Annotated in this window: 35 protein-coding genes and 1 pseudogene; 5 read left to right on the top strand and 31 right to left on the bottom strand. The window is 33.5% G+C overall.

Translation table 11 applies throughout. The features are described 5' to 3' along the window. Window positions 1-4: 4 nt before the first annotated feature. Window positions 5-643: a zinc dependent phospholipase C family protein gene (locus AAG068_RS10290; protein WP_342719190.1), complete on the top strand. Its 639-nt coding sequence runs from the start codon at window positions 5-7 to the stop codon at window positions 641-643. A gap of 44 nt (window positions 644-687) precedes the next feature. Here the strand turns inward: AAG068_RS10290 and AAG068_RS10285 are convergent, their stop codons facing one another. From AAG068_RS10285 to AAG068_RS10255, 7 genes are all read right to left on the bottom strand, one after another. Further along, window positions 688-1071 (bottom strand): VOC family protein, encoded by a 384-nt coding sequence (locus AAG068_RS10285; protein ID WP_064056645.1) that lies wholly within the window; start codon window positions 1069-1071, stop codon window positions 688-690. Window positions 1072-1433: 362 nt separating this feature from the next. Further along, on the bottom strand, window positions 1434-1739 hold the full coding sequence (locus tag AAG068_RS10280; protein WP_342719189.1) for a hypothetical protein: 306 nt from the start codon (window positions 1737-1739) through the stop codon (window positions 1434-1436). A gap of 256 nt (window positions 1740-1995) precedes the next feature. Continuing rightward, on the bottom strand, window positions 1996-2751 hold the full coding sequence (locus AAG068_RS10275; RefSeq protein WP_342719188.1) for a hypothetical protein: 756 nt from the start codon (window positions 2749-2751) through the stop codon (window positions 1996-1998). 554 nt (window positions 2752-3305) lie between these two features. Further along, window positions 3306-4475, bottom strand: coding sequence for a DEAD/DEAH box helicase (locus AAG068_RS10270; RefSeq protein WP_088066221.1), 1170 nt, complete (start codon window positions 4473-4475; stop codon window positions 3306-3308). 19 nt (window positions 4476-4494) lie between these two features. Further along, window positions 4495-5022 (bottom strand): hypothetical protein, encoded by a 528-nt coding sequence (locus AAG068_RS10265; RefSeq protein WP_342719187.1) that lies wholly within the window; start codon window positions 5020-5022, stop codon window positions 4495-4497. A 90-nt stretch (window positions 5023-5112) separates the two neighbouring features. Beyond that, window positions 5113-6801, bottom strand: a complete 1689-nt coding sequence (locus tag AAG068_RS10260; RefSeq protein WP_098069074.1) for a formate--tetrahydrofolate ligase — start codon at window positions 6799-6801, stop codon at window positions 5113-5115. Between the two features lie 94 nt (window positions 6802-6895). Next, window positions 6896-7576, bottom strand: a complete 681-nt coding sequence (locus AAG068_RS10255) for a class I SAM-dependent methyltransferase (protein ID WP_342719186.1) — start codon at window positions 7574-7576, stop codon at window positions 6896-6898. A gap of 204 nt (window positions 7577-7780) precedes the next feature. Between AAG068_RS10255 and AAG068_RS10250 the strand changes: the two genes are divergently transcribed. Next, a complete protein-coding gene (locus AAG068_RS10250; RefSeq protein ID WP_001253199.1) occupies window positions 7781-8119 on the top strand; it encodes a hypothetical protein in 339 nt (112 codons plus the stop codon). Between the two features lie 29 nt (window positions 8120-8148). Here the strand turns inward: AAG068_RS10250 and AAG068_RS10245 are convergent, their stop codons facing one another. The 4 genes from AAG068_RS10245 to ytfJ form a co-directional block, all read right to left on the bottom strand. After that, window positions 8149-8361, bottom strand: coding sequence for a hypothetical protein (locus AAG068_RS10245; RefSeq protein ID WP_000798747.1), 213 nt, complete (start codon window positions 8359-8361; stop codon window positions 8149-8151). 69 nt (window positions 8362-8430) lie between these two features. Further along, the gene (locus AAG068_RS10240; protein WP_060630607.1) at window positions 8431-8751 is read right to left on the bottom strand and encodes a hypothetical protein; all 321 of its coding nucleotides are present in this window, start codon (window positions 8749-8751) and stop codon (window positions 8431-8433) included. A gap of 51 nt (window positions 8752-8802) precedes the next feature. Continuing rightward, on the bottom strand, window positions 8803-9579 hold the full coding sequence (locus tag AAG068_RS10235) for an oxalate:formate antiporter (protein ID WP_142337482.1): 777 nt from the start codon (window positions 9577-9579) through the stop codon (window positions 8803-8805). A 160-nt stretch (window positions 9580-9739) separates the two neighbouring features. Beyond that, complete coding sequence (gene ytfJ, locus AAG068_RS10230) at window positions 9740-10165, bottom strand: GerW family sporulation protein (RefSeq protein WP_000349987.1); 426 nt, start codon at window positions 10163-10165, stop codon at window positions 9740-9742. A 131-nt stretch (window positions 10166-10296) separates the two neighbouring features. Here ytfJ and AAG068_RS10225 point away from each other — a divergent pair. Then, window positions 10297-10591: pseudogene (locus AAG068_RS10225) on the top strand (GNAT family N-acetyltransferase); the annotation flags it as partial. Between the two features lie 353 nt (window positions 10592-10944). Further along, window positions 10945-11268, top strand: a complete 324-nt coding sequence (locus AAG068_RS10220; protein WP_342719183.1) for a hypothetical protein — start codon at window positions 10945-10947, stop codon at window positions 11266-11268. Window positions 11269-11407: 139 nt separating this feature from the next. On the opposite strand, the gene AAG068_RS10215 is transcribed toward AAG068_RS10220, so the two are convergent. The 18 genes from AAG068_RS10215 to AAG068_RS10130 form a co-directional block, all read right to left on the bottom strand. Continuing rightward, a complete protein-coding gene (locus AAG068_RS10215; RefSeq protein ID WP_342719182.1) occupies window positions 11408-11560 on the bottom strand; it encodes a hypothetical protein in 153 nt (50 codons plus the stop codon). Window positions 11561-11912: 352 nt separating this feature from the next. After that, a complete protein-coding gene (locus AAG068_RS10210; protein WP_342719181.1) occupies window positions 11913-12104 on the bottom strand; it encodes a hypothetical protein in 192 nt (63 codons plus the stop codon). A 148-nt stretch (window positions 12105-12252) separates the two neighbouring features. Next, on the bottom strand, window positions 12253-12441 hold the full coding sequence (locus AAG068_RS10205) for a hypothetical protein (RefSeq protein WP_342719180.1): 189 nt from the start codon (window positions 12439-12441) through the stop codon (window positions 12253-12255). Between the two features lie 50 nt (window positions 12442-12491). Next, the gene (locus AAG068_RS10200) at window positions 12492-12740 is read right to left on the bottom strand and encodes a DUF4176 domain-containing protein (protein WP_342719736.1); all 249 of its coding nucleotides are present in this window, start codon (window positions 12738-12740) and stop codon (window positions 12492-12494) included. Between the two features lie 2 nt (window positions 12741-12742). Continuing rightward, a complete protein-coding gene (locus tag AAG068_RS10195) occupies window positions 12743-12946 on the bottom strand; it encodes a hypothetical protein (protein ID WP_342719179.1) in 204 nt (67 codons plus the stop codon). A gap of 125 nt (window positions 12947-13071) precedes the next feature. Next, a complete protein-coding gene (locus AAG068_RS10190; RefSeq protein WP_097949695.1) occupies window positions 13072-13263 on the bottom strand; it encodes a hypothetical protein in 192 nt (63 codons plus the stop codon). A 126-nt stretch (window positions 13264-13389) separates the two neighbouring features. Next, on the bottom strand, window positions 13390-13578 hold the full coding sequence (locus AAG068_RS10185; RefSeq protein ID WP_342719178.1) for a hypothetical protein: 189 nt from the start codon (window positions 13576-13578) through the stop codon (window positions 13390-13392). A gap of 267 nt (window positions 13579-13845) precedes the next feature. Further along, complete coding sequence (locus AAG068_RS10180) at window positions 13846-14031, bottom strand: hypothetical protein (RefSeq protein WP_342719177.1); 186 nt, start codon at window positions 14029-14031, stop codon at window positions 13846-13848. A 172-nt stretch (window positions 14032-14203) separates the two neighbouring features. After that, window positions 14204-14383, bottom strand: a complete 180-nt coding sequence (locus tag AAG068_RS10175; protein ID WP_428845989.1) for a hypothetical protein — start codon at window positions 14381-14383, stop codon at window positions 14204-14206. Window positions 14384-14387: 4 nt separating this feature from the next. Continuing rightward, window positions 14388-14543 carry a hypothetical protein gene (locus tag AAG068_RS10170; RefSeq protein WP_226791560.1) on the bottom strand — a complete coding sequence of 52 codons (156 nt, stop codon included), beginning with the start codon at window positions 14541-14543 and terminating at the stop codon, window positions 14388-14390. 162 nt (window positions 14544-14705) lie between these two features. Continuing rightward, complete coding sequence (locus tag AAG068_RS10165) at window positions 14706-14891, bottom strand: hypothetical protein (protein ID WP_342719175.1); 186 nt, start codon at window positions 14889-14891, stop codon at window positions 14706-14708. Between the two features lie 75 nt (window positions 14892-14966). After that, a complete protein-coding gene (locus AAG068_RS10160) occupies window positions 14967-15152 on the bottom strand; it encodes a hypothetical protein (RefSeq protein WP_342719174.1) in 186 nt (61 codons plus the stop codon). Between the two features lie 92 nt (window positions 15153-15244). After that, complete coding sequence (locus AAG068_RS10155; protein WP_342719173.1) at window positions 15245-15439, bottom strand: hypothetical protein; 195 nt, start codon at window positions 15437-15439, stop codon at window positions 15245-15247. Further along, entirely contained in the window at window positions 15440-15634 is a 195-nt protein-coding gene (locus AAG068_RS10150) for a hypothetical protein (protein WP_342719172.1), read from the bottom strand. Between the two features lie 22 nt (window positions 15635-15656). Then, on the bottom strand, window positions 15657-16025 hold the full coding sequence (locus AAG068_RS10145) for a cupin (RefSeq protein ID WP_342719171.1): 369 nt from the start codon (window positions 16023-16025) through the stop codon (window positions 15657-15659). Between the two features lie 12 nt (window positions 16026-16037). Beyond that, window positions 16038-16523, bottom strand: a complete 486-nt coding sequence (locus tag AAG068_RS10140) for a GNAT family N-acetyltransferase (RefSeq protein WP_000222822.1) — start codon at window positions 16521-16523, stop codon at window positions 16038-16040. Continuing rightward, window positions 16520-17080, bottom strand: coding sequence for a 2'-5' RNA ligase family protein (locus AAG068_RS10135; RefSeq protein ID WP_342719170.1), 561 nt, complete (start codon window positions 17078-17080; stop codon window positions 16520-16522). Before AAG068_RS10135 ends, AAG068_RS10140 begins: the two co-directional genes overlap by 4 nt. A gap of 6 nt (window positions 17081-17086) precedes the next feature. After that, a complete protein-coding gene (locus AAG068_RS10130; protein ID WP_342719169.1) occupies window positions 17087-17653 on the bottom strand; it encodes a GNAT family N-acetyltransferase in 567 nt (188 codons plus the stop codon). Between the two features lie 136 nt (window positions 17654-17789). Here AAG068_RS10130 and AAG068_RS10125 point away from each other — a divergent pair, with 136 nt between their 5' ends. Then, window positions 17790-18416 carry a DUF1648 domain-containing protein gene (locus tag AAG068_RS10125; RefSeq protein ID WP_342719168.1) on the top strand — a complete coding sequence of 209 codons (627 nt, stop codon included), beginning with the start codon at window positions 17790-17792 and terminating at the stop codon, window positions 18414-18416. A 30-nt stretch (window positions 18417-18446) separates the two neighbouring features. Here AAG068_RS10125 and AAG068_RS10120 read toward each other — a convergent pair whose 3' ends face one another. Both AAG068_RS10120 and AAG068_RS10115 read right to left on the bottom strand, forming a co-directional pair. After that, window positions 18447-19574, bottom strand: coding sequence for a metallophosphoesterase (locus tag AAG068_RS10120; protein ID WP_342719167.1), 1128 nt, complete (start codon window positions 19572-19574; stop codon window positions 18447-18449). Between the two features lie 121 nt (window positions 19575-19695). Then, window positions 19696-20118: a GNAT family N-acetyltransferase gene (locus AAG068_RS10115; RefSeq protein ID WP_342719166.1), complete on the bottom strand. Its 423-nt coding sequence runs from the start codon at window positions 20116-20118 to the stop codon at window positions 19696-19698. Window positions 20119-20192: the final 74 nt, after the last annotated feature.

Below are 20192 nucleotides of genomic sequence, written 5' to 3'. Positions count from 1 at the left end.
ATTCATGGGATCACGAATTATGCATGCTATTATCGCTATCAAGATTGCCGAAAAACTATATATCCAAGATAAAACTTCTTTCATACTTGGAGGTGTAGCCCCTGATGCGGTTCATTCAGCAGAAGAAAAAGGAACTTCACACTTTTACGCTGGTACAACGAAAAACTATACGAGAAGGATAGATTTCAATTCTTTTTTTCAAAAATATAAAGCTCATATGGATTCCCCTTTTCTCTTAGGCTATTACACCCATCTCATTGCCGATGACAATTGGCTAAGCGGCTTTTTTCTACCTTGGCTAAAAAATAGAATCGAAAATGACGAAACGATCGCACCTATGTACTATAACGATTTTAAATTATTAAATGCAAAGTTGCTTCATCATTACGATACAGAACAGCAACTCTTCTCTCTTCTCAACCAAGAGGCTCACATTATGGATATTGAAGAAGTTTCTAAAGAAAACGTTTTTTCTTTTCGAAAGTATCTTTTTGAAGATATGTTGTATCCGGAGCAAAATTTGTATGAAGACTTACAAGTATTTACGTTTAATCAAATCGTTGGTTATATTGAGACAGCTATTGAAAAAGGCGTATTTTATATTAATCAATTCTCTAATGAAAAATCCACTTCAAACATGTAATCCCCCTCAATATATTTGAGGGGGATTTTCACATAGTAATATTATTATTTGTTCTTTTCCATAACCGCAAAATAATTCCCTTCGCTATCAGCAAAGTTAAATACTTTACCAGAAGGCATAGTTACCATTTCACCAACAGTAACATTTTTATTTTTTAAATCTGTATATAATTGATCAAGATTTTCTGAGAAGAACATTAAAGATGGTGTACCAAGATTTAATTCTGGGCTCATCTTAGAAATCACTTCTTTATTATGTAATATAATGCTCGTTTCTGCACCGTTAGTCGGAGCGATTTCAATCCATCTCATTCCTTGCTTATTATCTTCCTCTGCTACTACATGAAACCCTACCTTTTCCGTCCAAAAATTTACTGCCTCATCTTGATTGTTTACATACAGCATAATTTGTCCAACTTTATGGATCATTTCCCCCTAATGGTTTTTATATTCTATGTAGCTTTCTACAGGTACTATTGTTAATCCTTTTTCATTCAGTTGAATACTTATAAATTGCTAGTCATTAAAAAGTTATCTTTTTGCTTAGTAGCAATAATGTGGCTGTACCCTATCGCTATCAGTCTACGTTTATGAAGTACCACTAAACAAATTTTTTATCACTTTACAATCATTTATGATCATTCAGCTCATTTCTGTCGTTTTGGAGAACAACCAATTTTTTAATATATATTTTCAATTGTTTTACCATCCTTTGGTTCAGCTTCACAACTCATATAACTACTTACCTTTTGTATTTAATAAATCCCGGTAAAATTAAAGGTCGATTATGGCTATAACTCTATAAAAGCTTTTTCTCCACCTGGAATCTTAAATTTATTTACATTATATTCTTTAATTATATATACCTTTATCGCTTCAAAATCTTTACCAAAAGCAAGAATTGGATTTTTTAAAAAATATATTATTTCTTCTTCGTCATAAATTCGGGCTTTAATTACTTCCTTGTCAGATTGAAACGATAAATTGACTCCTTTGTAAAAATATTCGTAGTATCCCTCTTCATCCTGCTCACTCTTATCTTCAAAAGGAACAGATTCAATATAATATATATTCCCATTTACATTTATTGATTTCATACAACATTACTCCTTTTCAAGAATATCCGTCAGAATGTAAAGTGATAATAAAGTTGTTTAAATGTTGTTCAACTAAAACAGTCGTTATTTTAATATGAGGTCCCGCCAACAAAACACGAATTTCGTAAGCTAAACAAAATTTTATAAAGAAACAGCCGATTTCCTATACGAAAAGGAACCATTTTTTTGATTAGCTTGTTTTACTAACGCACTCGTTTATTAAATAACAATTTACCTTTAACTAGTTTTTACATAATCACTTTTGGTTTTCAAACCAAAGTTTAACACTTTCAAAAAACTTCGCCCCATTATATACCATATCTAAAGCATCAGCTACCGAACTTTCATCAGAGTAATATCTTTTAGTGCATTCATAAAACTGGATTGCTATATTTTTCATCTCGTCCTCTGGTAAAAAATGTATTGCCTTATTTTTTGGCATTTGCCATACTTCAATTGCATCATGATGTACATAGGATAAGACATGATATATTGTTGGAGAAACTTGTGTACTGATTAAACGAACAACTCTATCTAATCGCTCTTTTCCATGGTCCAAAAGAGTAGAAAAATACTTTGGTACAACAATTATATTATTTAATGCTTTTATTGCTGACTGCTTCAATTGCTCATTTGTTGCTTCCTTGACCGGCAACCTTCCAGCTACAATTTGATAAGCACCAGGTACTGGACCAACAAATCCTTCTGGGAATTTATCTGCTAATGCTTCACATTGAATATAATTAAATGGGTTTGTATCAATCTTGCTTAAATCACGATGAATTTCCAAGTATAATTCCAATGGTAGTACCCCTTGTTTTTCAAAAGCAGTTTCCTTCAAATAAAGATGAAAATCAATATCACTTGATCCAGGAATAACACCACCCTTTACTACTGAACCGTGAACAATTAAGCCAATAAAATCCCCCCCTGTATGATATTGATAAATATCAGCGACTTGACCTATAATTCTTTTTGCTTCCTCTTGCATTTCTTCCAATTTATATGTCATAACTCTTCCCCTAATTTTTATTTTTTCCTTCGCTAATTTGACAGCTAACTTAAGTATATTTCCTTATAATCACTTCACTATCTTAACATATATATCCAATTTGTTATTTTTAAGAATCATTTATGGAACTTTCATAACGTACGAAATTCGCGTTTGTTGGCCTATCTCATCGCTATCAAGCTAAGAAAGACAAATACTCTAAAACATAGCCCATATATCAATATAGTTAATCCATAAAATGGAATACATCATTAATTATACTAATAAATCCTTGCATTGACTTAGAAAAAATTTAGGTTAGTGAATAAGCTTTTTATATTTTTAAAAAGAAATATTTAGTTACCTAAAATGAGCATATTAACTCAAACAAAAAAGACGTAACTACAATTAGTTACGTCTTCCTTATTATTTATCCCGCTATTTATGGGCAGTAAGACTCCCACCTCAAAATTCGGCTAGAGCAAAGAAGTTAGGTAGGAGATTAACTACCCGTAAACGTCCGATTGCTAAAGGCTAATAATCAGTGGGGAATCCCCACTGATTAAAGTTTCACATTATCTAGGCTTCTTCTTCCCAGTAAATGCTGGTTTCTTTTTCTTTGGTGCTTTCGGTTTCGTTTCTACAAACGATCCTTTGAACATTTCTTGCTTCGTAAATACGATACCTAGTTTTTTCGCAAATTGCAGTAATTTACGCTCTTCTTGTGGAGTTACAAGAGATACAACAGTTCCTTCTTTACCCATACGTCCAGTACGTCCTGAACGGTGGATATATTGGTCTACTGTGTCTGGTAATTCTAAGTGAATTACGTGTGTTAAATCATCAATATCAATACCGCGTGCCGCAATATCAGTAGCAAGTAATATTTCTAATTTGCCGCCGCGGAATGCACGCATCGTTGCTTCACGTTCTTGCTTACTTGCTTCTGCATGAAGAGCTGCTGCTTTCATTTTACGGAATTTCAACTTCTCTGTAATTTCATCTAAACGGAATGGGTCATTTAAGAAAGCAACTGCTTTTACATCACCCATATGCATAATTCTTCTTACGTAATCATTTTTTTCGCGTCGCTCACAGATGATATACGTATGTTCAACTAAGCTTTTTGACTCAGCGCGAGTTACACGTACTAATTGTGGTTCAACTGCTAAATCACGTGCTGCGTCCTCTGCAGCTTTTGTCATTGTTGCCGAGAAGAATACTAATTGACGATCGCGCATTGTAGATTTAATTACATCTTGTACAGCGCCCATCATCTTTTGTTTTACAATTTGATCAAACTCATCAAATACAATTGTTTTCACTTCATGCATCTTTAGCTTCTTCATACGAATTAATTCTAAAATACGGCCTGGTGAACCGACAATTACTCTCGGATGTTTCTTTAATTTTTCAACTTGGCGCTTAATATCTGCACCACCAATTAAAGATGCACCTGAAATTTCAGTTCCTGCTGTAAACTTTTGAACCTCTTCGTGAATTTGCATGACAAGCTCACGTGTTGGCGCTAGAACAACAACTTGTGGCTGTTTTATTTCAGGATTAATTTTATGTAAAAGGGGTAATAAGTACGCTAATGTTTTTCCTGTTCCAGTTGGAGATTCAGCTATAACGTCTTGTCCTTCTAAAATAGTTGGAATCGCTTGTTTTTGAATTTCAGTTAACTCTTTAAAACCAGCCTTCTCCCAAGCTTGTTGTAAAAATGGTTGCATATCTTTTATCATTTGTTTTTCTCCTTTATCTCTATTTTTGAAGAAAATGTTGTATTGTTCGCACCGTTTCTATCATGTGTGAAATAACAGCTATTAAATCATCAACATGGTCTTCTGTAATCGCTTTTTGAAATAGAACCTCTACCTTATTATGATATGAAATCGCTTGCTTATTATATTCGTATGAAAGTTTTTGCGTAATCATTCTTTCTTTTCCCCATATAGAATGCATGAAAGTTTCAATTTCTTCGCACATTACTTCTGGTTTTTCTATCGGGAATGAAAATGCTAATTTCATTTCACAACCTGGTGTAAATTGTGGTACTTCTAATATTTCACCAGACAAGTTCTTTGCATCTACAGATAGTGAGAATGTTGCTTCTACTAACGGTTCGAATGGTTCTGTTAATTGAAATGAAATATGATATATACGACTTAATGAAGCAAGGTCAATCATATCTTTTCGATCTGTTACAAGAATATCTCCATGTAAATCAAAATCATAAACAGCACCTTCTACGATTACTTTTAAATTATCAAAAGCAGTTGGATCAAACATAATTTCCTCCAAAAAACAGGCGCCTTTCGATGGAAAGGCGCCACTTGATGTATATATAGTTTACAGATAAACGAGATGAATTACAACCTTTTAGAATAAACCTACTGCTTTTCCATCTTCATTTACATCCATTTGTAGTGCTGCTGGCTGTTTTGGAAGGCCTGGCATTGTTAACATTGTTCCTGTTAACGCAACGATAAACCCTGCACCGATAGATGGTTTTAGCTCACGAATTGTAACGATAAAGTCAGATGGACGACCTAATTTCGTTGCATCGTCAGAAAGAGAATATTGTGTTTTCGCCATACAAATTGGTAGGTTACTCCATCCTTCTCCTTCATATTGAGCTAATTGCTTACGTGCTTTCGGAGCAAATTCAATGTCTTTTGCACCGTACACTTTTTGAGCAATTGTACGGATTTTTTCTTCTAATGATAATTCTAATTCATAAAGTGGTGCGTAGTTGTTCTCACCTTTTTCGATTTCTTTTAATACTTTTTCAGCAAGGTCAACTCCGCCTTGGCCACCTTTCTCCCAAACTTCCGTTAAGGATACTGCATAGCCACGCTCATTGCACCACTCTTGTAAGTATGCAACTTCTGCATCTGTATCTGTAATAAATTTATTAATTGCAATTACGAAAGGTACACCGAAGCTTTGAATTGTTTCAACATGCTTCTGTAAGTTTTCCATACCTTTTGCTAATGCGTCTACATTTTCTTCTTTTAATTGATCTTTTGCTACGCCACCATGCATTTTAAGCGCACGAATAGTCGCAACAATAACAACCGCTTCTGGTTTAATGCCAGCTGCACGAGCTTTAATATCTAAAAACTTCTCTGCACCTAAATCAGCACCGAATCCAGCTTCCGTAATAACATAATCACCTAATTTTGCTGCCATTGTTGTAGCGATAACACTGTTACAACCGTGAGCGATATTCGCAAATGGCCCACCGTGAATGATAGCTGGTGTATTTTCTAACGTTTGCACTAAGTTTGGTTTTAATGCGTCTTTTAATAATAACGTTAACGCACCTTCTACACCTAAATCTTTAACCGTTACAGGCTGATTTGCAAAGTTATAAGCAACTACGATGCGAGATAGACGCGCTTTTAAATCTTGAATATCTGTTGCAAGGCAGAATACGGCCATAATTTCAGATGCTACTGTAATATCGAAACCATCTTCACGTGGTACACCTTGAACGGGTCCACCAAGACCAATTACTACGTTACGTAAGGCACGATCATTTAAGTCAACACATCGTTTCCAAACGATTTTACGCGTATCAATTCCAAGTGTGTTTCCTTGTTGGATATGATTATCAATAAACGCCGCTAACGCGTTATTAGCAGTTGTGATCGCATGGATATCTCCAGTAAAGTGAAGGTTAATGTCTTCCATAGGTACAACCTGTGAAAAACCACCGCCTGCTGCTCCGCCTTTTAGTCCCATCGTTGGTCCAAGAGATGGTTCGCGAAGTGCAATTACTGTTTTCTTACCAATTTTATTAAAAGCTTGACCTAAACCAACTGTTACTGTTGATTTACCTTCTCCAGCCGGAGTTGGGTTAATCGCTGTTACTAAAACAACTTTACCGTCTTTCTCATTCTGTAAGCGCTTAAAAATATCAAGAGATAACTTACCTTTATAATGCCCGTATGGCTCTAATTCATCTTCTAAAATATTTAATTCAGCTGCAATTTCTTGAATCTTCTTCATACTTGCTTCTTGTGCGATTTCAATGTCGGATTTAACTGTTGTAGTAGTTGTCATATACCCTAGTCCCCCTTTAATTGGTTCTGATGATATTGTATCAGTTTTTTGTATTTTCTGCACTTATTTACCTCCTAAAAATTCTTTCAGTTCTTTATACGTTTTTTAACATAAATACCCATAAGAATGTTAACGATTGTTGTAACTCTGTAGGGAGTTGACCTAACATCTTCTCATTTACTCCGCGCTTATATACACCGATTCCATCTACAACTTCAAAACCTTGTTCTTTTGCTAACTGTTCAAATTCCCAAGGCATCATCGTATTACAAACAACGTCTTTGCCGTATAAACGAGGATAACTGTTCTCTCGCGGCTTTGCTGTCGGTCCTAAAATTGCAATACATGCATACCCATCGCTTTTTAAAACGCGCTTTATCTCATTTAATGCTTGTAATGGCTCCTCGGTCCATTCTAAAGAATTAATTGCCATAATTGATTCAAATTGTTCATTTTCGAACGGTAAGGAAGAAAGATCCCCTTTTATAAAGGATAAATTCGGTCCTTCTCCGCGCTCCTTCCCTTTTTGAATCATCACTTCTGATAAATCCACTCCAACTGCTTTATAGCCTGCGCGACTTAATTTATATGTACCGTATCCATCTCCACAACCAACGTCAAGCACCTTGGCTTCTTTCTTCACGTATCGTTCGAAAAATGGAATAATCGTACTCCTACTCCCGCTATCCCACATCTCCTGACTATTTTGATTCCAAAATTCTGCACTACTATCCCATTTCTTCTCTGCTGATTCATGCCAATTAAATTTCGTCATGCATTCCCCTACCTTCACGGTTTATCACTCATTTCATTCTACATCATTTTCCAAAATTCCTGTTTATCTTCATTAGGAGATGTACATGCTAACGATGGGATCTTTATTCTCCAATTTTTGCTTTACTTGGGTTTAACTCATACTCATGTTCTTCTCTTTATGAAAGATACTATAGGTACACCCAATTGAAAGAGAGGGATGTACATGCGAAGAAAGAGAAATCATCATTTTAAAAGTGGTGAAAAAAACGAAGAGTATGCAGCTGAAATATCACCAGCTGGCATACCAATTAGACATAAGCGTAAAGAAATTGCAAATGAAATAGAAGGTACAAATACCGGTGCAATGATAGGTTATGTCGCTTTATTTCTTTCGCTTTTCTCCATTGCATTTTATCCAGTTACACTCGGTTCTCTTGCAATTTTAGTTGGCTTATTAGCTGTCAATTTTGGAGCAAGAACACTTGGATATACAGCAATTGGTTTTGGTAGTTTTTCTGTTTTATTTACTTTACTTTATCCGCTTGCTTTGTCAGCGTTTTAAAAAAACACACCAAGTTAAACTTGGTGTGTTCATTCGTGATACAACATAATATGACCGCATCCACAGCAATGTTTCGCTGTAATTTCTTGAAACACTGGATAATTTTCTTCATCCCTATGCTCAATAAACACCTTTTCAAAACGGTACATATTTGGCGCATATGCCCAGTCTTGTTTCGTACGTGCATATAATGTAGAAGAGAAAAACTCCTCACCGCCGCAAACAATACATGTGTTCTTCATCAATACCCCTCCTATGCTTGTCTTACTTCATCTATATGAACATAAGCATAAGAAAAAGACCTTCTATTACTAGAAAGTCTTCTCTGAAACAAAAAGAAATGTACCAAACATTCCTACTCCGCTATATTCTTTCGTAACACCAGCTTCAGTTTTAAATGTTTGCTTTACAGTCATAAAGAATACACCATTTCGTGCATCTGTACTTTCAAATTTTAGTTTTTCTTTTTTGCCATCTACATTTTGTGTGCATTCAAAACTACTCTCGTCACATTTCAATGCATACTTATCTTCCAGATACAATTTAAAATCTGATTCTTTCGGACAAGTTATAAGTAATATTGCCACGAGAATAATACTTATAATACCCACAATTGTATAATATTTCTTCATTTGTACTCCTTTCAAATGACAAGAAAACTTGACTGCATGCGCCAAGTTTTCTTAGTCCACAACCCATTGCCACTCTTGTTCTTTCTTATCAAAAATAAGCCAACCAGTCTCTGTTGCTTCTTCTTTCAATTCATCAATATTATCTAGCACCTCATCCGTACTTTCAAACGAACCCACTACATATACCGGAATTTCAAGACCTCTTCTTGACTCAATTTTCCCTGCTAGATCGATATAAAGACCATCTTCCATTAATGGAATAAGCCCCATGATCACTTCTTTTGAAATTGCTGGGAAAATCTTTGATTTTTGGAAGAAAGAAAAACGCTTCTTACCGAAAGCACCAAGCTTATAAGGAATAACTTTACTTAGCATCCCTACAAAGTCAGCAATTCTACGATAATACACTTTGTTGTACCATCCGTCATCATGTGAAAAATAAACAAATCTATTTTTCAATAGCGGAAAGAATGTTCTTGCAAGTGGTTCTTTTTTGTGAGCCAAATATAAAAGCTCTGCAATTTCTTTTGGCTCTAGTTCATCTAAATCGCTTGCATCATCAAAATCTACCCAACAAAATTCATCAAATTCATCAATCTCTGCTTGAATTAACTTATGTATATTTTCTTCCTCAACATATTCAAATAAAGTATGATAATGAAAATCTGTCCATTCAAAATTATGCTTTAAAAGCAACACTTGATGAAGCGGTGAAGGGATGTTACTTGCAAACTCTTTAAACGTAATTCCTGATGTAATAAAACAATGACCTCGACGATTACCATTAATATATATCATATTCTTTACTTGGTCAGATCCTCCAGACAAAGCACCTAGCCACCTTCGTTTTATATGTTTCAATTCTATAGCATATTTTAACATGAAAAATTTTAGAAACATAGAAAAAACTTCAAAAACTATTTACAATTTCATGTGTTTTATTACATAGTGATTACAAGAAAAAACGCCTGCTCGTAAGCAGGCGTTTTTAAAGGATTTCATCTGGGTTTTGAGGATGATGATTTCCCTCTTTCTTTTCATCTTTTTGGAACATCGATTGAATCTTATCAATTGTTTGTGGAGCTAATTCAATCATTTTTTCTGCTAAATGTGTTGCATTTTGTAAATGAAGAATATTTACTCCATCTTTATTCACTACAAGAAATGCTACTGGTGTAATAGAAACACCACCCGCGCTACCGCCACCAAATGCAGGGTTACCGTTCGCTCTTTGTCCATCATTCGTTTGGAAATCAGAACCTCCTGCTCCAAACCCGAACGCTACTTTAGAAACCGTTAACACCACACCACCGTCAGCCGTTTGAACAGGCTCTCCAACAATCGTGTTTACATCGACCATTTCTTTTAAATTTTCCATTGCTGCTTTCATTAACCCTTGAATTGGATGATCCACCGTTCATAACCTCCTTTGTCATATCTTTCCTAGTTTTTCCGAAAGTTTGTGAACTAAACATAAAATTTTATATTGATTGCAAAAAACTTAAGTTGTAATATTTAGAAAATTAAAAAAGAGGCGGATTCATTATGATGAGAAAATTAACAAAGAAGGATCATGAACAAGTATTCGCTTACCTAAAGGAAGAGTTTGTATTCACTAACTATGAGGCACTTCTTTCCGCCTATAAGCCACTGAAACTCTCTAGTAAGTCAAATTGTTTTAGAACGATTTGAAACTGTTTCAAATATTCAACTAGGTACTAAAAATGAAATATATTTTTGCAAATGACTATATGATAACAACTTACCTAGTAAGCTTGCCACACTAGATAATGTACAGCGAATAATGCAATTACGAAGTAACATCATTACATTTCCTACAAGATTAAACTGCTGAGGAGCACACATCACCTTCACTTTGGAAAAAGCCACGTTAAGAGCCGGCAAGATTTCATACAGTTTTTTGGCTAATTCAGTAAGAAACGAGAACCGTAAAACCTACACTAGGATAGGAATACATAAAAAGTTTCATAGAATTATATAAAAAGAAAAAGGCAGATTCCTTTTGAGGATAGGATTTCCCCTTGTGCTTGCTACCAATAATGAGAGGTTATGTAAATTGAGTATGAACACAATATACAATAAAAACCCCTCGTTTTTTCTTCTTATCACATGATAAAATGATTATAAGTGATGAATTTCGAAATAATTAGAGAATACAAAAGGATTGATTACATGAAAAAAGGATTAGGATTACTTGTAACTATAATGATTGAAGCTGGAATTGTATATAAATTATCTAAGATATTAAAATGGAGCTTTATTGACTTAACTCTCTTCGCTGGAATATGTTTTGTTATTATTACATATTACTTTAGCAGTAAAGGCGGATTTTCTAGCAACAGTGTTCGCCTTCAAGCTCAAGCTAGTTTGGGTATTAAAGTAGCGGAAGAAAAATTCGAATTAAATGTAAATCCTATTTTAATAGGGTCTATTGTTTATACAATATTATCTTTAATACTTGTAGTAATAAGTTATTGGGGTTACTTTATCAAATAATTCTCACTTCCAATAACGATAATTATGTATATGAGCTGTCCAAACGGATGGCTTATTTTATTTTTTATCTAGCTTCCAATTATCATAATTAGGTGTTCTATATTCTCTTTTTTAACAACTGTTCCAATCGGTAAAAGTTTCACTTATTCTCCTTTTTTTTACTGATTTTTCCCATAAGATTTTGAACAACTATATTCCATAATAAAGAAAGTGCAGTAACAAACAGTACTGCTAAAGAAAAATAGATTCTATCTTTCCACGTATCATGTACAATCATACCTAGCATAATCATTATTAACGCACCTATACATATCATTATTTTCGAAAACTTTCGCATTCTATAATCACTCTTCTTTCTCAAATTCAAACGAACAACCTCCACCATACCCATAAGAGACTATTCCCTGCTTACTAATTATAGTAAAACTCTCTCCAACTCTTATGGAAAATTTATTATTAACATTTTCCAATCAATAAAGTGAAACTTTAATCAGTGGGGGTTTTCTTCATCCCCCACTGATTATTAGTTGAACCAATCGGACTTTTATGGGCAGTTGATCCCCCACCTAAATTCTTTGCTTTCGCTGAATTTTGAGGTGGGGGTCTTACTGCCCGTTAAAGCGGGATAAAAAACTTCTATGTGTTTATTCACCTCTATTTGTAATTTTTTTAGCTAAACGATTAAATAATACTGAACTTCCATATGCCAACATCCCAATACCAATCATACCAATACTGAAAAATAGTTTCTGCCATAAATTAAATGGGAAAACCACCCCCGCAATAGTAAGTACCATTGTGCCAATAATAATCATAATTTTGCCTTGTTTAAGCATAAATTTTCTCCTCTCTTCCAAAGAAAAAATGAACCCTCCATTACCATGAGAGTAACGTTAAAAGAGGCCACCAGTAGGTCACCTCCCAATTAAAACTATTAGTCATACATGTTACATATTTTTAGCTGTGATTCCATACAATCTATCTCTATTTTGCTCTCTTCTTTTTTCGATTTTTAAATATAAACTCTAACACTACTACTGTGGTGAATCCTACAGTTAGTTGTAAACCTGTAAACAGCAGTTTATCATTTAGAGGAACATCAGGTGCACTCCACAATAGTACCGGAGGAATAAGTATACCTATGATTACAAGAGTTCTCATTATCTTTCCCATTTTGTTTCCCCTTTCGTATTTTTAAAACCTATATGTATTTTTCAATTTTTTTATAATTCTACTAATTTCCCACGTAAAATTAATTCACTCTCATTCAAATACCCTCTATGTACTTCATCTACAACCTTATCATGATTAAAGCATAACACTTTTTCATCACCTAAATATCCAACCGGATAAAGAACTCCTACATAATCAAAAGCACGTTTATCTGCTGAAATGATCATTCTTCCAATAATCATAACAGGTTGGTTTAAATCTTTTAGCTTTACAACTGAACCAATCGGGAAAAACTTTATCGTCATTCTCCATTGTTTTTAGATATATTCTTCAACTTGTTACTCATAATTTCTAATAGATAGGAAGTTCCAATACCTATTCCACCAATAATTAATGCTGCAATAGCTGTTAAAAACCTTTTTCCCATTGGCTGTGGAAAAAAGAATGAAGAAAAAAATAACACCACGGTAAAAATATACATCAAAATACGTCCTTGTTTAAACATGTGTGCTCACTCCTGTTTTCAGGTTTCAAGAAAAAACCTCCTCCGTAACCTTTATGGGTTACCCATCTCGAATTTGCTCTTAATAGATATTATTATCATGATGATTTTCCCCTATTGTATTAATCTTATTTATGTTTAAATTTACTATACATTCGTTCATAAAATTTGTTAGTCCCAAGTGCACATGCTCCTAAAATAAGAACACCTATAATAAAGCCAATCTTTTTAGGTAATTCATAAGGAGACATAATAGCGACTACAAGAAATATAGCAATTGCAACATATGTAATATATTTCCCGGCCTTAAATGGTTGCATATTAATATGCTCCTCTCTTAATCTTCCAATTTAATGGTACCACCTATCCCATAACCATCTCTAACGTATAATCCCGTTTCTTTTCCTAATTAATATCGGATTATCCCTATCTTTTTTCAAACTTTATTATTGTTTAAATTTGTTATATATTCGTCCTACCACTTTATTCGCCCCTAAGGAAATAGCTCCTAAAATTAAAACAAAAATAATAAGAGCCATCTTTTTAGGTAGGCTATATGGCAATAACATAGAAAATATAAGCAGTATCAAAACTGCAACATATGTAATATATTTTCCAGCCTTTAATGGTTGCATATTAATACGCTCCTCTCTTAATCCTCAAACTTAATGATATCGCCTATGACATAACCCATGGTCTCCTATAACTAGAGTGAAATCTAATATAAGAAAAGATTTCATTCAACTTCTTACTTATTAACCGTAACTTCTATTGCTAGTTTGGCTGTCTACAAATCAAAATTACATTTATGTGCCGATTCGACCATTCTACCAATAATCATCAAAATTGTTTTAATCCCTCTAGTTTCACTACTGCTCAAATCGACAAAAGTTTCATTTATTTCACTTTTTATGTATCTTTTTATAAATTCGTTCAAAAAGAACTGAAGAACCCACAGCAATTACACCGAATAAAAATACTACAAGTACATTTATTAATCTTGTTTTATTGTCTGCTGGCACCATAAAACTCGCGATGAGTGTTACTAATGTGCCAATAACAATTATAATTCTTCCTTGTTTTAACATTTAGTTACTCCTTTTTCTTTGTCCAAGCTACCTTTATAGCCATATTAACTGAATTTGTATTCATCTACATTTAGAATAATGTAATAAATACCCATTTCTCTTCATTTCAATTTATAGAAAAGAAATGCTCGTCTAATTCTCCTTCTATCAGAAATACTCATTAATCCAAGTTTCATTTATTTATCCTTCTGCTAATATAATCCATTAAAGTAATAGCTCCGATCCCCATAGCTCCCCAGAAAACCATACTACATGTATATATTACCTTTTCCTTAATTGAATATGGTCCTATTAGTCCAACAATGATTGAAATTACAACTCCTATAATCATTACAATTTTCGCGATTTTCATCATCCTACTGTTCCTTATCTATCTTTTTATTAAATTTTTGAATGATATTAATAACAACAGAGTTCCACACTAGAGAAATTACAGTAAATAAAATTGCAACTAAAGCAACTATAATTCTATCTTTCCATGTGTTCTGTACTACCATTGATAGTATCATCATTATTAATCCACAAGTGCATATAAATATTTTTGTACCTTTACGCATATTCAAATTATCTTCACACTTCTTTCTAACACTGAAAGGAAAATTTTTCATTCACCAGCATTAACAATTAACAGAATTATACCTACAATAAATTAGGTCCTTCCTTTCTTAAACCAACTAATTATTTCTATTCTCTCTAAATTTATTAGTTATGTATTCTACTAAGTTTGTAGTCCCAAGAGACATTGCACCCAATACCAGTATAAAAGTAAAAGAAATAATTTTCCCTTTTACATCGAAAGGGAAGAATATACTAGCAATAGCCATTGCTATAAACCCGATAATTTTTGACGGTACTAACATTCTCTTATTCCCCTTGTTTTTTAACTTTACAAATAGACCACCAACTACTTTTCTGATTGATAAAATTTTTATTTATTACTCTTTTCTTTGCTTTTTAATAATATAATCTAATAAAGTAATTCCACCTAACCCAATTGCACCATAAACGACCATACCTAGTGTATGTACTCCCTTTTCTTTTAACGAAAAGGGAGCTATTAGTCCTGCAATGATTACTATTAAAATTGCTATAATCATTACGATTCTTGCAATTTTTATCATCCTACTACTCCTTATCCATCTTCTCAAATTTTACAAATCAATACCTTTGGGCCTTACTACTGTTCCCACTTATAAAAGCTTCATTGTCATTGTCATTCCCTTTTATCTTTTGTTTTTTCAATAAAGTCCAATAAATAGCTAAATCCAATTGCTAATCCGCCAAAAACAAGTAAAAAAAAGAAAGTAAGTATACGATCTCCTACTGACTGCGGAAAAAATAATGAGAGTAATGCAATAATAGGCACTGTTATTAAATATATCGTTCTCATTTGCTTGAAAGGTCGCATTTATTTAATCCTCTTTCTATTGAACTTCTCCATAAGATTTATAACAAATGTGTTCCATACTAGAGAAAATCCAGTAAATATTAGAACAGCTAGCGAGATAACAATTTTATCTTTCCACGTTTCTCCATTTATCATAGCTAGTGTGATGAATAATACTGCTGTGGCGCATAATACTATTTGTGTAACTTTACGCATATTAACCCCCTCCTTACACACCTTAATCATCAAACTTTCCTACTTCTTTCATTAAAATTCCTTTCTCAAGTTCCTCCGACTCAATCACAATTGCCATCAATCCCTTTTCCGTACTCGTTTCATGAAATTCGCCCTTCTCCCAAAACACAGCTTGTCCCGCTTCTACCTTTACTTTTTCTTTATTTTCCCCACATACATATCCTTCGCCGTCCACAATAAGAAGCAGTTGCGATACAACTGCTTCGTGATATCCAATTATTCCATTCTCTTTTAAATGCATAGCACCGATATGTATATTCCCTTGAAGATTTAATATTTTCGACGTTATGAAATTAGATTGAAATGCTGTGATTTGCTTTCCTACTCTTTCATTAAAATCAAAAATCTTCACTTCTAGTCCTCCTTATATGTATAAAACCATTCTTACTGTCTGCATCATATGTCCTTCAAAATCTTCTTCAAATTCCTCTAATTGTGCAAAACCTTTCGCTTCATAAAACCGTTTTCCTTTTTCATTCGCTGCTTCTACATGAATGTATAGTTTCCGAATTCCTTTTAATACCGTTAGCCCTTTTTGTAATAAAGCACTTCCTATCCCTTTCCCTTGCTGATCTGGCAACAAATAAATTGCTCCTAATTCCGCTTCGTTTTGTAGTCTAACAGGTGAGAAATTCGCAAAGCCAATTACTTCTCCTTCTTCTTCCGCAACAAATAAATGTGTATTTTCAAGACGATATTTCATTTTTTCATCAGAATAAGCCTCGTCTAAAAAACTGTCTTGAATCTCTCTCGGAATAATGCCTTCGTATGTATCATGCCAAGCTATTTTCGCTACTGATTGTACAGCGTGAATATCTTCTTGCTTCATTTCTCTAATTACATATGTCATCTCGTTGTCTCCATTCTCTTTAACTTATATTCTGCTAATATACGAGAAGAAATAGCAGAACCATTTTCATAATTTACCTTAATTAATTTTATTTTCTCAATTGAGGCTGTTGCATAATCAAATTTTTGATAGATATATTCCATTACACTTAAAAACTGATTTACATCTAACTTATTTGCAATGGTGCAATGCGGAACCCATTTTCCTGGTACATAATATGAATTTAAATTATCATGAAAAGTTTTAAAATAATCATGATAAAAATGATGAAGTTTTAACAATTCATCGGTAATAGTCGGTGCTAGAAAGATTGTCCCGTTTGTAGGAAAAGTTCCAACAGAAGGAAAAGTTATCTCAGCCATATTTTCTTGAACAGCTACAAATTCCCCTAATTTCTCCTTATACAAATGAACATCTAACTCATTATAATCAGCTAACGTAATATGAGGTTCTACTCCTGCTAATTGATTTGTGCCAATGATATTTGTTATTTCATTTTGCAATTCTATAATTTTGTTAGTAAACACACGATCAAATGTAGCAATAATAGCGTACATACTTACTCACCCCTTCGTTACATATAGTGCTTCCCATTCTTCACGAATCATTCCCATTCGAATAGAATCATAGTACGTTCCGTTATAATAACGGCATTTACGCATTCTACCTTCTAAAGTCATTCCTATTTTCTTCGCTACTTTCATCATTCGTTCATTGCCAGACCAAGTCGTGATTCCTACTCTACCAATTTCCATCTTTTCAAATAGTAAATCCCGATATAACGTTAACGCTTCTGTACCATAACCACCATTCCAGTAATTCGGATTATAAATAACAAGCCCCATCTCTAACCAACGCGTCGGTTTATATTCCCAATAAAACCCGACCGTCCCTATAACTTGACCGTTATGTTCTATAATTAAATTGGATAGAGGTTCTTCTTTTAAACGAGTTTGCATCTTCTCCTTATAGGATGAGTATTCTTGCATTGAAAACGGAAAATACGGTGCATCCCATTTTTTCCATTCTGGATTTTCTTCTTTAAATACGAGATTCCATAATGGTTTTATATCTGATTCTTCAATTGTACGAATTGTTACTTTATCCCCTTTTACTATTACGTTTTGCATAATTTCCTCCTACACTCCTCTTTATTTCATATATAATTATAATATTTTTTCTGAAAAATCAAAACAGATATCATTTATTGTATTGTATAATTTTGTTATAAGATACCAATTATTCATGTAGAAAGCTGGTGATTCAATGAATAATCGATTTAGTATTGCTTTATTTCTCACTATTATTACGACAAATATTATTCTCTATTTCTTCTTACCATTACATATTGTTACGAAATGGGACTTCAATGGAACGCCTACGTCAACAATGGATAAAAGCACTTTTGTTATCGTAAATATAATTATATGTTCCTTCGTATTCTTTTTATTTTTAGCTTTATCTAAAGCAGCGAATAACCAGAAATTTCTCCTTTGGATTGGCAACATAATTTTACTATTTTTATTTTTTGTTGATATTGTCATGGCTCTCATCGCTCTTGGCTTCACTCTTCCCCTTGATCATTTCATATTTATAGCATTAGGGCTTTTATTTATATTAATAGGCTATTTCAGTTCCAAAATTGATATGAGTAAATCAACGGTTTCATTGGAATGGAATGATAAGCACCTTGAAAAAAGAGCTTCAAATATTTGTAGTATTTCAATGATAATAGCAGGTATTTTCCTAGCCGCGCTTCCATTTATTGTTCCTGCTCCATATAGAGGTTATGCTATACTTGCAATTATTTTAGGAATGACGCTTGTCATTTTACCGAGTACGATTTACTTACTTATGAAAGACAGCAAGCAATCTACTCATTTAAAAAGGTAATAAAAAATAGGAGGTTCTATACCTCCTATTTCAGCTAAACGTTTTCTTTTTCATTTTTTCTATCTCAACTAAAATACCTTTCTTTATCCAGCCCTCTATTCCATCTCTTTTAACTAAATCAAATCCTGAACAGCTTCCATCAATGAGAGAAACAATGTCCCCTTTCCTTACACTTATTTGTGCACAAGAAATATCGGTTTTCACTGTGTACTTACCTGACTCAAGTTGCCTAATGTATTCATTTTTCACCGAAAGTAATGTATTCGTTTCCTTTTGCTTACATATTGTGTATTCTTGCCCCTTCTCCATCAGCTCTATGTAATAATACGGATAGGTAACCCCGCCCTGCATTTCTGTGTTCGCATTAAAATCTGCAATCACTTCATATTCTGGAAAATTGTCTACATATGTATAAGAAAACATATCTCCTGTTGGTTCCCTCTGAATGATGAATGCGTTTAATTGCCCTGCCTCTTTAATCGCATTTCCTCCGTCAATCGCAATAATCTTTTTCTTCTTATCAATAACTGGATTGTTAGACGGTGCTTTGTCTGAATAGTTTACAACAGGCCAATGACCGACAACTACATATTTATGTGCTCTATGTGATTTATTGAAAAACTCAGGCATTGCTATCGCATTTTTTCGTTCTGTCTCTTTCCAATCTTCTCTATCTTCAAGGCCAGCATGTACAAAGATATAATCTTCTGTTTCAATCACTGTTGGCAATTCTGTTAACCATTCTATTTCTTTTGAAAAATGGCCCATCAATATGTTTTTCACTTCACAAATATTACTTTCTTCATTAACGGTGACTTTCAATTTCCCTAGCCATTCATTAAAAATTGTATTCTTTCGCGTACACAAATAATTTATTAGCGCAGGATTTTCATTTACAAGCGCCTCAACTACAACTTCACAGTTCCCTTCGACTACATAAACATTTGGCTTGCTAACTACTAGATCCATCACATAGTTTACGACGCCAACGCTACCTCTTCCTTTCTCACAAAGATCACCATTAATAATTAAATAATCTTCATCTTTAAAGTTAACTTTCTGTAGTAATTTTTTTAAAAGAGGTAATTCTCCATGAATATCAGATATTACGATTACTCTAACATCATTAGGGATTGATAGTTTCTTTATTTTTCCCAAGTGTAAGCGCTCCAATCATTCTCTGTATTATTTACAAAAAAAACAATTCAACAACATAAATTATAAACCTTTCTAAATGAAATAGGTTCTATATATTATGTCATATAGAACCTATCCTTCTTTATAATTCTTTATAAAAAGAAAAACTTACCTTATCATAGCCTTCTCTTTCATAAAAGCGGTGAGCGTCTAACCTAGGAAACGCTGATGTAAGAGCGATGGACCCACATTCGTTTTCTTTTCCCCAGTTCTCTATATATGAGAGTAATACATTCCCATACCCTTTTGAACGATGAGCTTCTGCTGTTACTAGGTCATATACGAAAACGTGCTTCTTATTATAAAAATTCGTACAAATCGCTACACCGGCTAGACTCACAACTTCATCCTCTTCATTACGTAGCGAAAACAGTTTATAATTTTCTTCTTTCATTTTTTGACATAAAGAACTTGCTTCTTCTCTTGAAAGTTTTGTTCGCAATTGCTGTAATACGGGAAATACATCATGTAAATCCACTTCTGTTACTACTTCTTTAATATTCATTATGATTCTCCCCTTACTATTTATAAAATTTTCTAAATGTTATATCATCATTATAGAAAGGAACTGCCCTTAAC

The organism is Bacillus paramycoides (assembly GCF_038971285.1).
Classification (GTDB): Bacteria; Bacillota; Bacilli; order Bacillales; family Bacillaceae_G; genus Bacillus_A.
Note: the sequence above shows the minus strand (reverse complement) of the source record. Positions and strands in the feature narration are given on the sequence as shown.

What these genes read in the sequence shown, in the direction of transcription:
- AAG068_RS10165 (WP_342719175.1), bottom strand. Translation starts at nt 14,891, where the DNA reads ATGTTAGTACCGTCAAAAATTATCGGGTTTATAGCAATGGCTATTGCT.
- AAG068_RS10260 (WP_098069074.1), bottom strand. Translation starts at nt 6,801, where the DNA reads ATGACAACTACTACAACAGTTAAATCCGACATTGAAATCGCACAAGAA.
- AAG068_RS10115 (WP_342719166.1), bottom strand. Translation starts at nt 20,118, where the DNA reads ATGAATATTAAAGAAGTAGTAACAGAAGTGGATTTACATGATGTATTT.
- AAG068_RS10150 (WP_342719172.1), bottom strand. Translation starts at nt 15,634, where the DNA reads ATGCGTAAAGTTACACAAATAGTATTATGCGCCACAGCAGTATTATTC.
- AAG068_RS10285 (WP_064056645.1), bottom strand. Translation starts at nt 1,071, where the DNA reads ATGATCCATAAAGTTGGACAAATTATGCTGTATGTAAACAATCAAGAT.
- AAG068_RS10255 (WP_342719186.1), bottom strand. Translation starts at nt 7,576, where the DNA reads ATGACGAAATTTAATTGGCATGAATCAGCAGAGAAGAAATGGGATAGT.
- AAG068_RS10160 (WP_342719174.1), bottom strand. Translation starts at nt 15,152, where the DNA reads ATGATAAAAATTGCAAGAATCGTAATGATTATAGCAATTTTAATAGTA.
- AAG068_RS10240 (WP_060630607.1), bottom strand. Translation starts at nt 8,751, where the DNA reads ATGAAGAAATATTATACAATTGTGGGTATTATAAGTATTATTCTCGTG.
- AAG068_RS10270 (WP_088066221.1), bottom strand. Translation starts at nt 4,475, where the DNA reads ATGATAAAAGATATGCAACCATTTTTACAACAAGCTTGGGAGAAGGCT.
- AAG068_RS10185 (WP_342719178.1), bottom strand. Translation starts at nt 13,578, where the DNA reads ATGCAACCATTAAAGGCTGGAAAATATATTACATATGTTGCAGTTTTG.
- AAG068_RS10275 (WP_342719188.1), bottom strand. Translation starts at nt 2,751, where the DNA reads ATGACATATAAATTGGAAGAAATGCAAGAGGAAGCAAAAAGAATTATA.
- AAG068_RS10190 (WP_097949695.1), bottom strand. Translation starts at nt 13,263, where the DNA reads ATGCAACCATTTAAGGCCGGGAAATATATTACATATGTTGCAATTGCT.
- AAG068_RS10210 (WP_342719181.1), bottom strand. Translation starts at nt 12,104, where the DNA reads ATGCTTAAACAAGGCAAAATTATGATTATTATTGGCACAATGGTACTT.
- AAG068_RS10180 (WP_342719177.1), bottom strand. Translation starts at nt 14,031, where the DNA reads ATGTTAAAACAAGGAAGAATTATAATTGTTATTGGCACATTAGTAACA.
- AAG068_RS10250 (WP_001253199.1), top strand. Translation starts at nt 7,781, where the DNA reads ATGCGAAGAAAGAGAAATCATCATTTTAAAAGTGGTGAAAAAAACGAA.
- AAG068_RS10215 (WP_342719182.1), bottom strand. Translation starts at nt 11,560, where the DNA reads ATGATTATGCTAGGTATGATTGTACATGATACGTGGAAAGATAGAATC.
- AAG068_RS10140 (WP_000222822.1), bottom strand. Translation starts at nt 16,523, where the DNA reads ATGACATATGTAATTAGAGAAATGAAGCAAGAAGATATTCACGCTGTA.
- AAG068_RS10290 (WP_342719190.1), top strand. Translation starts at nt 5, where the DNA reads ATGGGATCACGAATTATGCATGCTATTATCGCTATCAAGATTGCCGAA.
- AAG068_RS10205 (WP_342719180.1), bottom strand. Translation starts at nt 12,441, where the DNA reads ATGGGAAAGATAATGAGAACTCTTGTAATCATAGGTATACTTATTCCT.
- AAG068_RS10220 (WP_342719183.1), top strand. Translation starts at nt 10,945, where the DNA reads ATGAAAAAAGGATTAGGATTACTTGTAACTATAATGATTGAAGCTGGA.
- AAG068_RS10125 (WP_342719168.1), top strand. Translation starts at nt 17,790, where the DNA reads ATGAATAATCGATTTAGTATTGCTTTATTTCTCACTATTATTACGACA.
- AAG068_RS10170 (WP_226791560.1), bottom strand. Translation starts at nt 14,543, where the DNA reads ATGATGATACTATCAATGGTAGTACAGAACACATGGAAAGATAGAATT.
- AAG068_RS10175 (WP_428845989.1), bottom strand. Translation starts at nt 14,383, where the DNA reads ATGAAAATCGCGAAAATTGTAATGATTATAGGAGTTGTAATTTCAATC.
- AAG068_RS10155 (WP_342719173.1), bottom strand. Translation starts at nt 15,439, where the DNA reads ATGCGACCTTTCAAGCAAATGAGAACGATATATTTAATAACAGTGCCT.
- AAG068_RS10265 (WP_342719187.1), bottom strand. Translation starts at nt 5,022, where the DNA reads ATGTTTGATCCAACTGCTTTTGATAATTTAAAAGTAATCGTAGAAGGT.
- AAG068_RS10130 (WP_342719169.1), bottom strand. Translation starts at nt 17,653, where the DNA reads ATGCAAAACGTAATAGTAAAAGGGGATAAAGTAACAATTCGTACAATT.
- AAG068_RS10135 (WP_342719170.1), bottom strand. Translation starts at nt 17,080, where the DNA reads ATGTACGCTATTATTGCTACATTTGATCGTGTGTTTACTAACAAAATT.
- AAG068_RS10245 (WP_000798747.1), bottom strand. Translation starts at nt 8,361, where the DNA reads ATGAAGAACACATGTATTGTTTGCGGCGGTGAGGAGTTTTTCTCTTCT.
- AAG068_RS10280 (WP_342719189.1), bottom strand. Translation starts at nt 1,739, where the DNA reads ATGAAATCAATAAATGTAAATGGGAATATATATTATATTGAATCTGTT.
- AAG068_RS10195 (WP_342719179.1), bottom strand. Translation starts at nt 12,946, where the DNA reads ATGTTTAAACAAGGACGTATTTTGATGTATATTTTTACCGTGGTGTTA.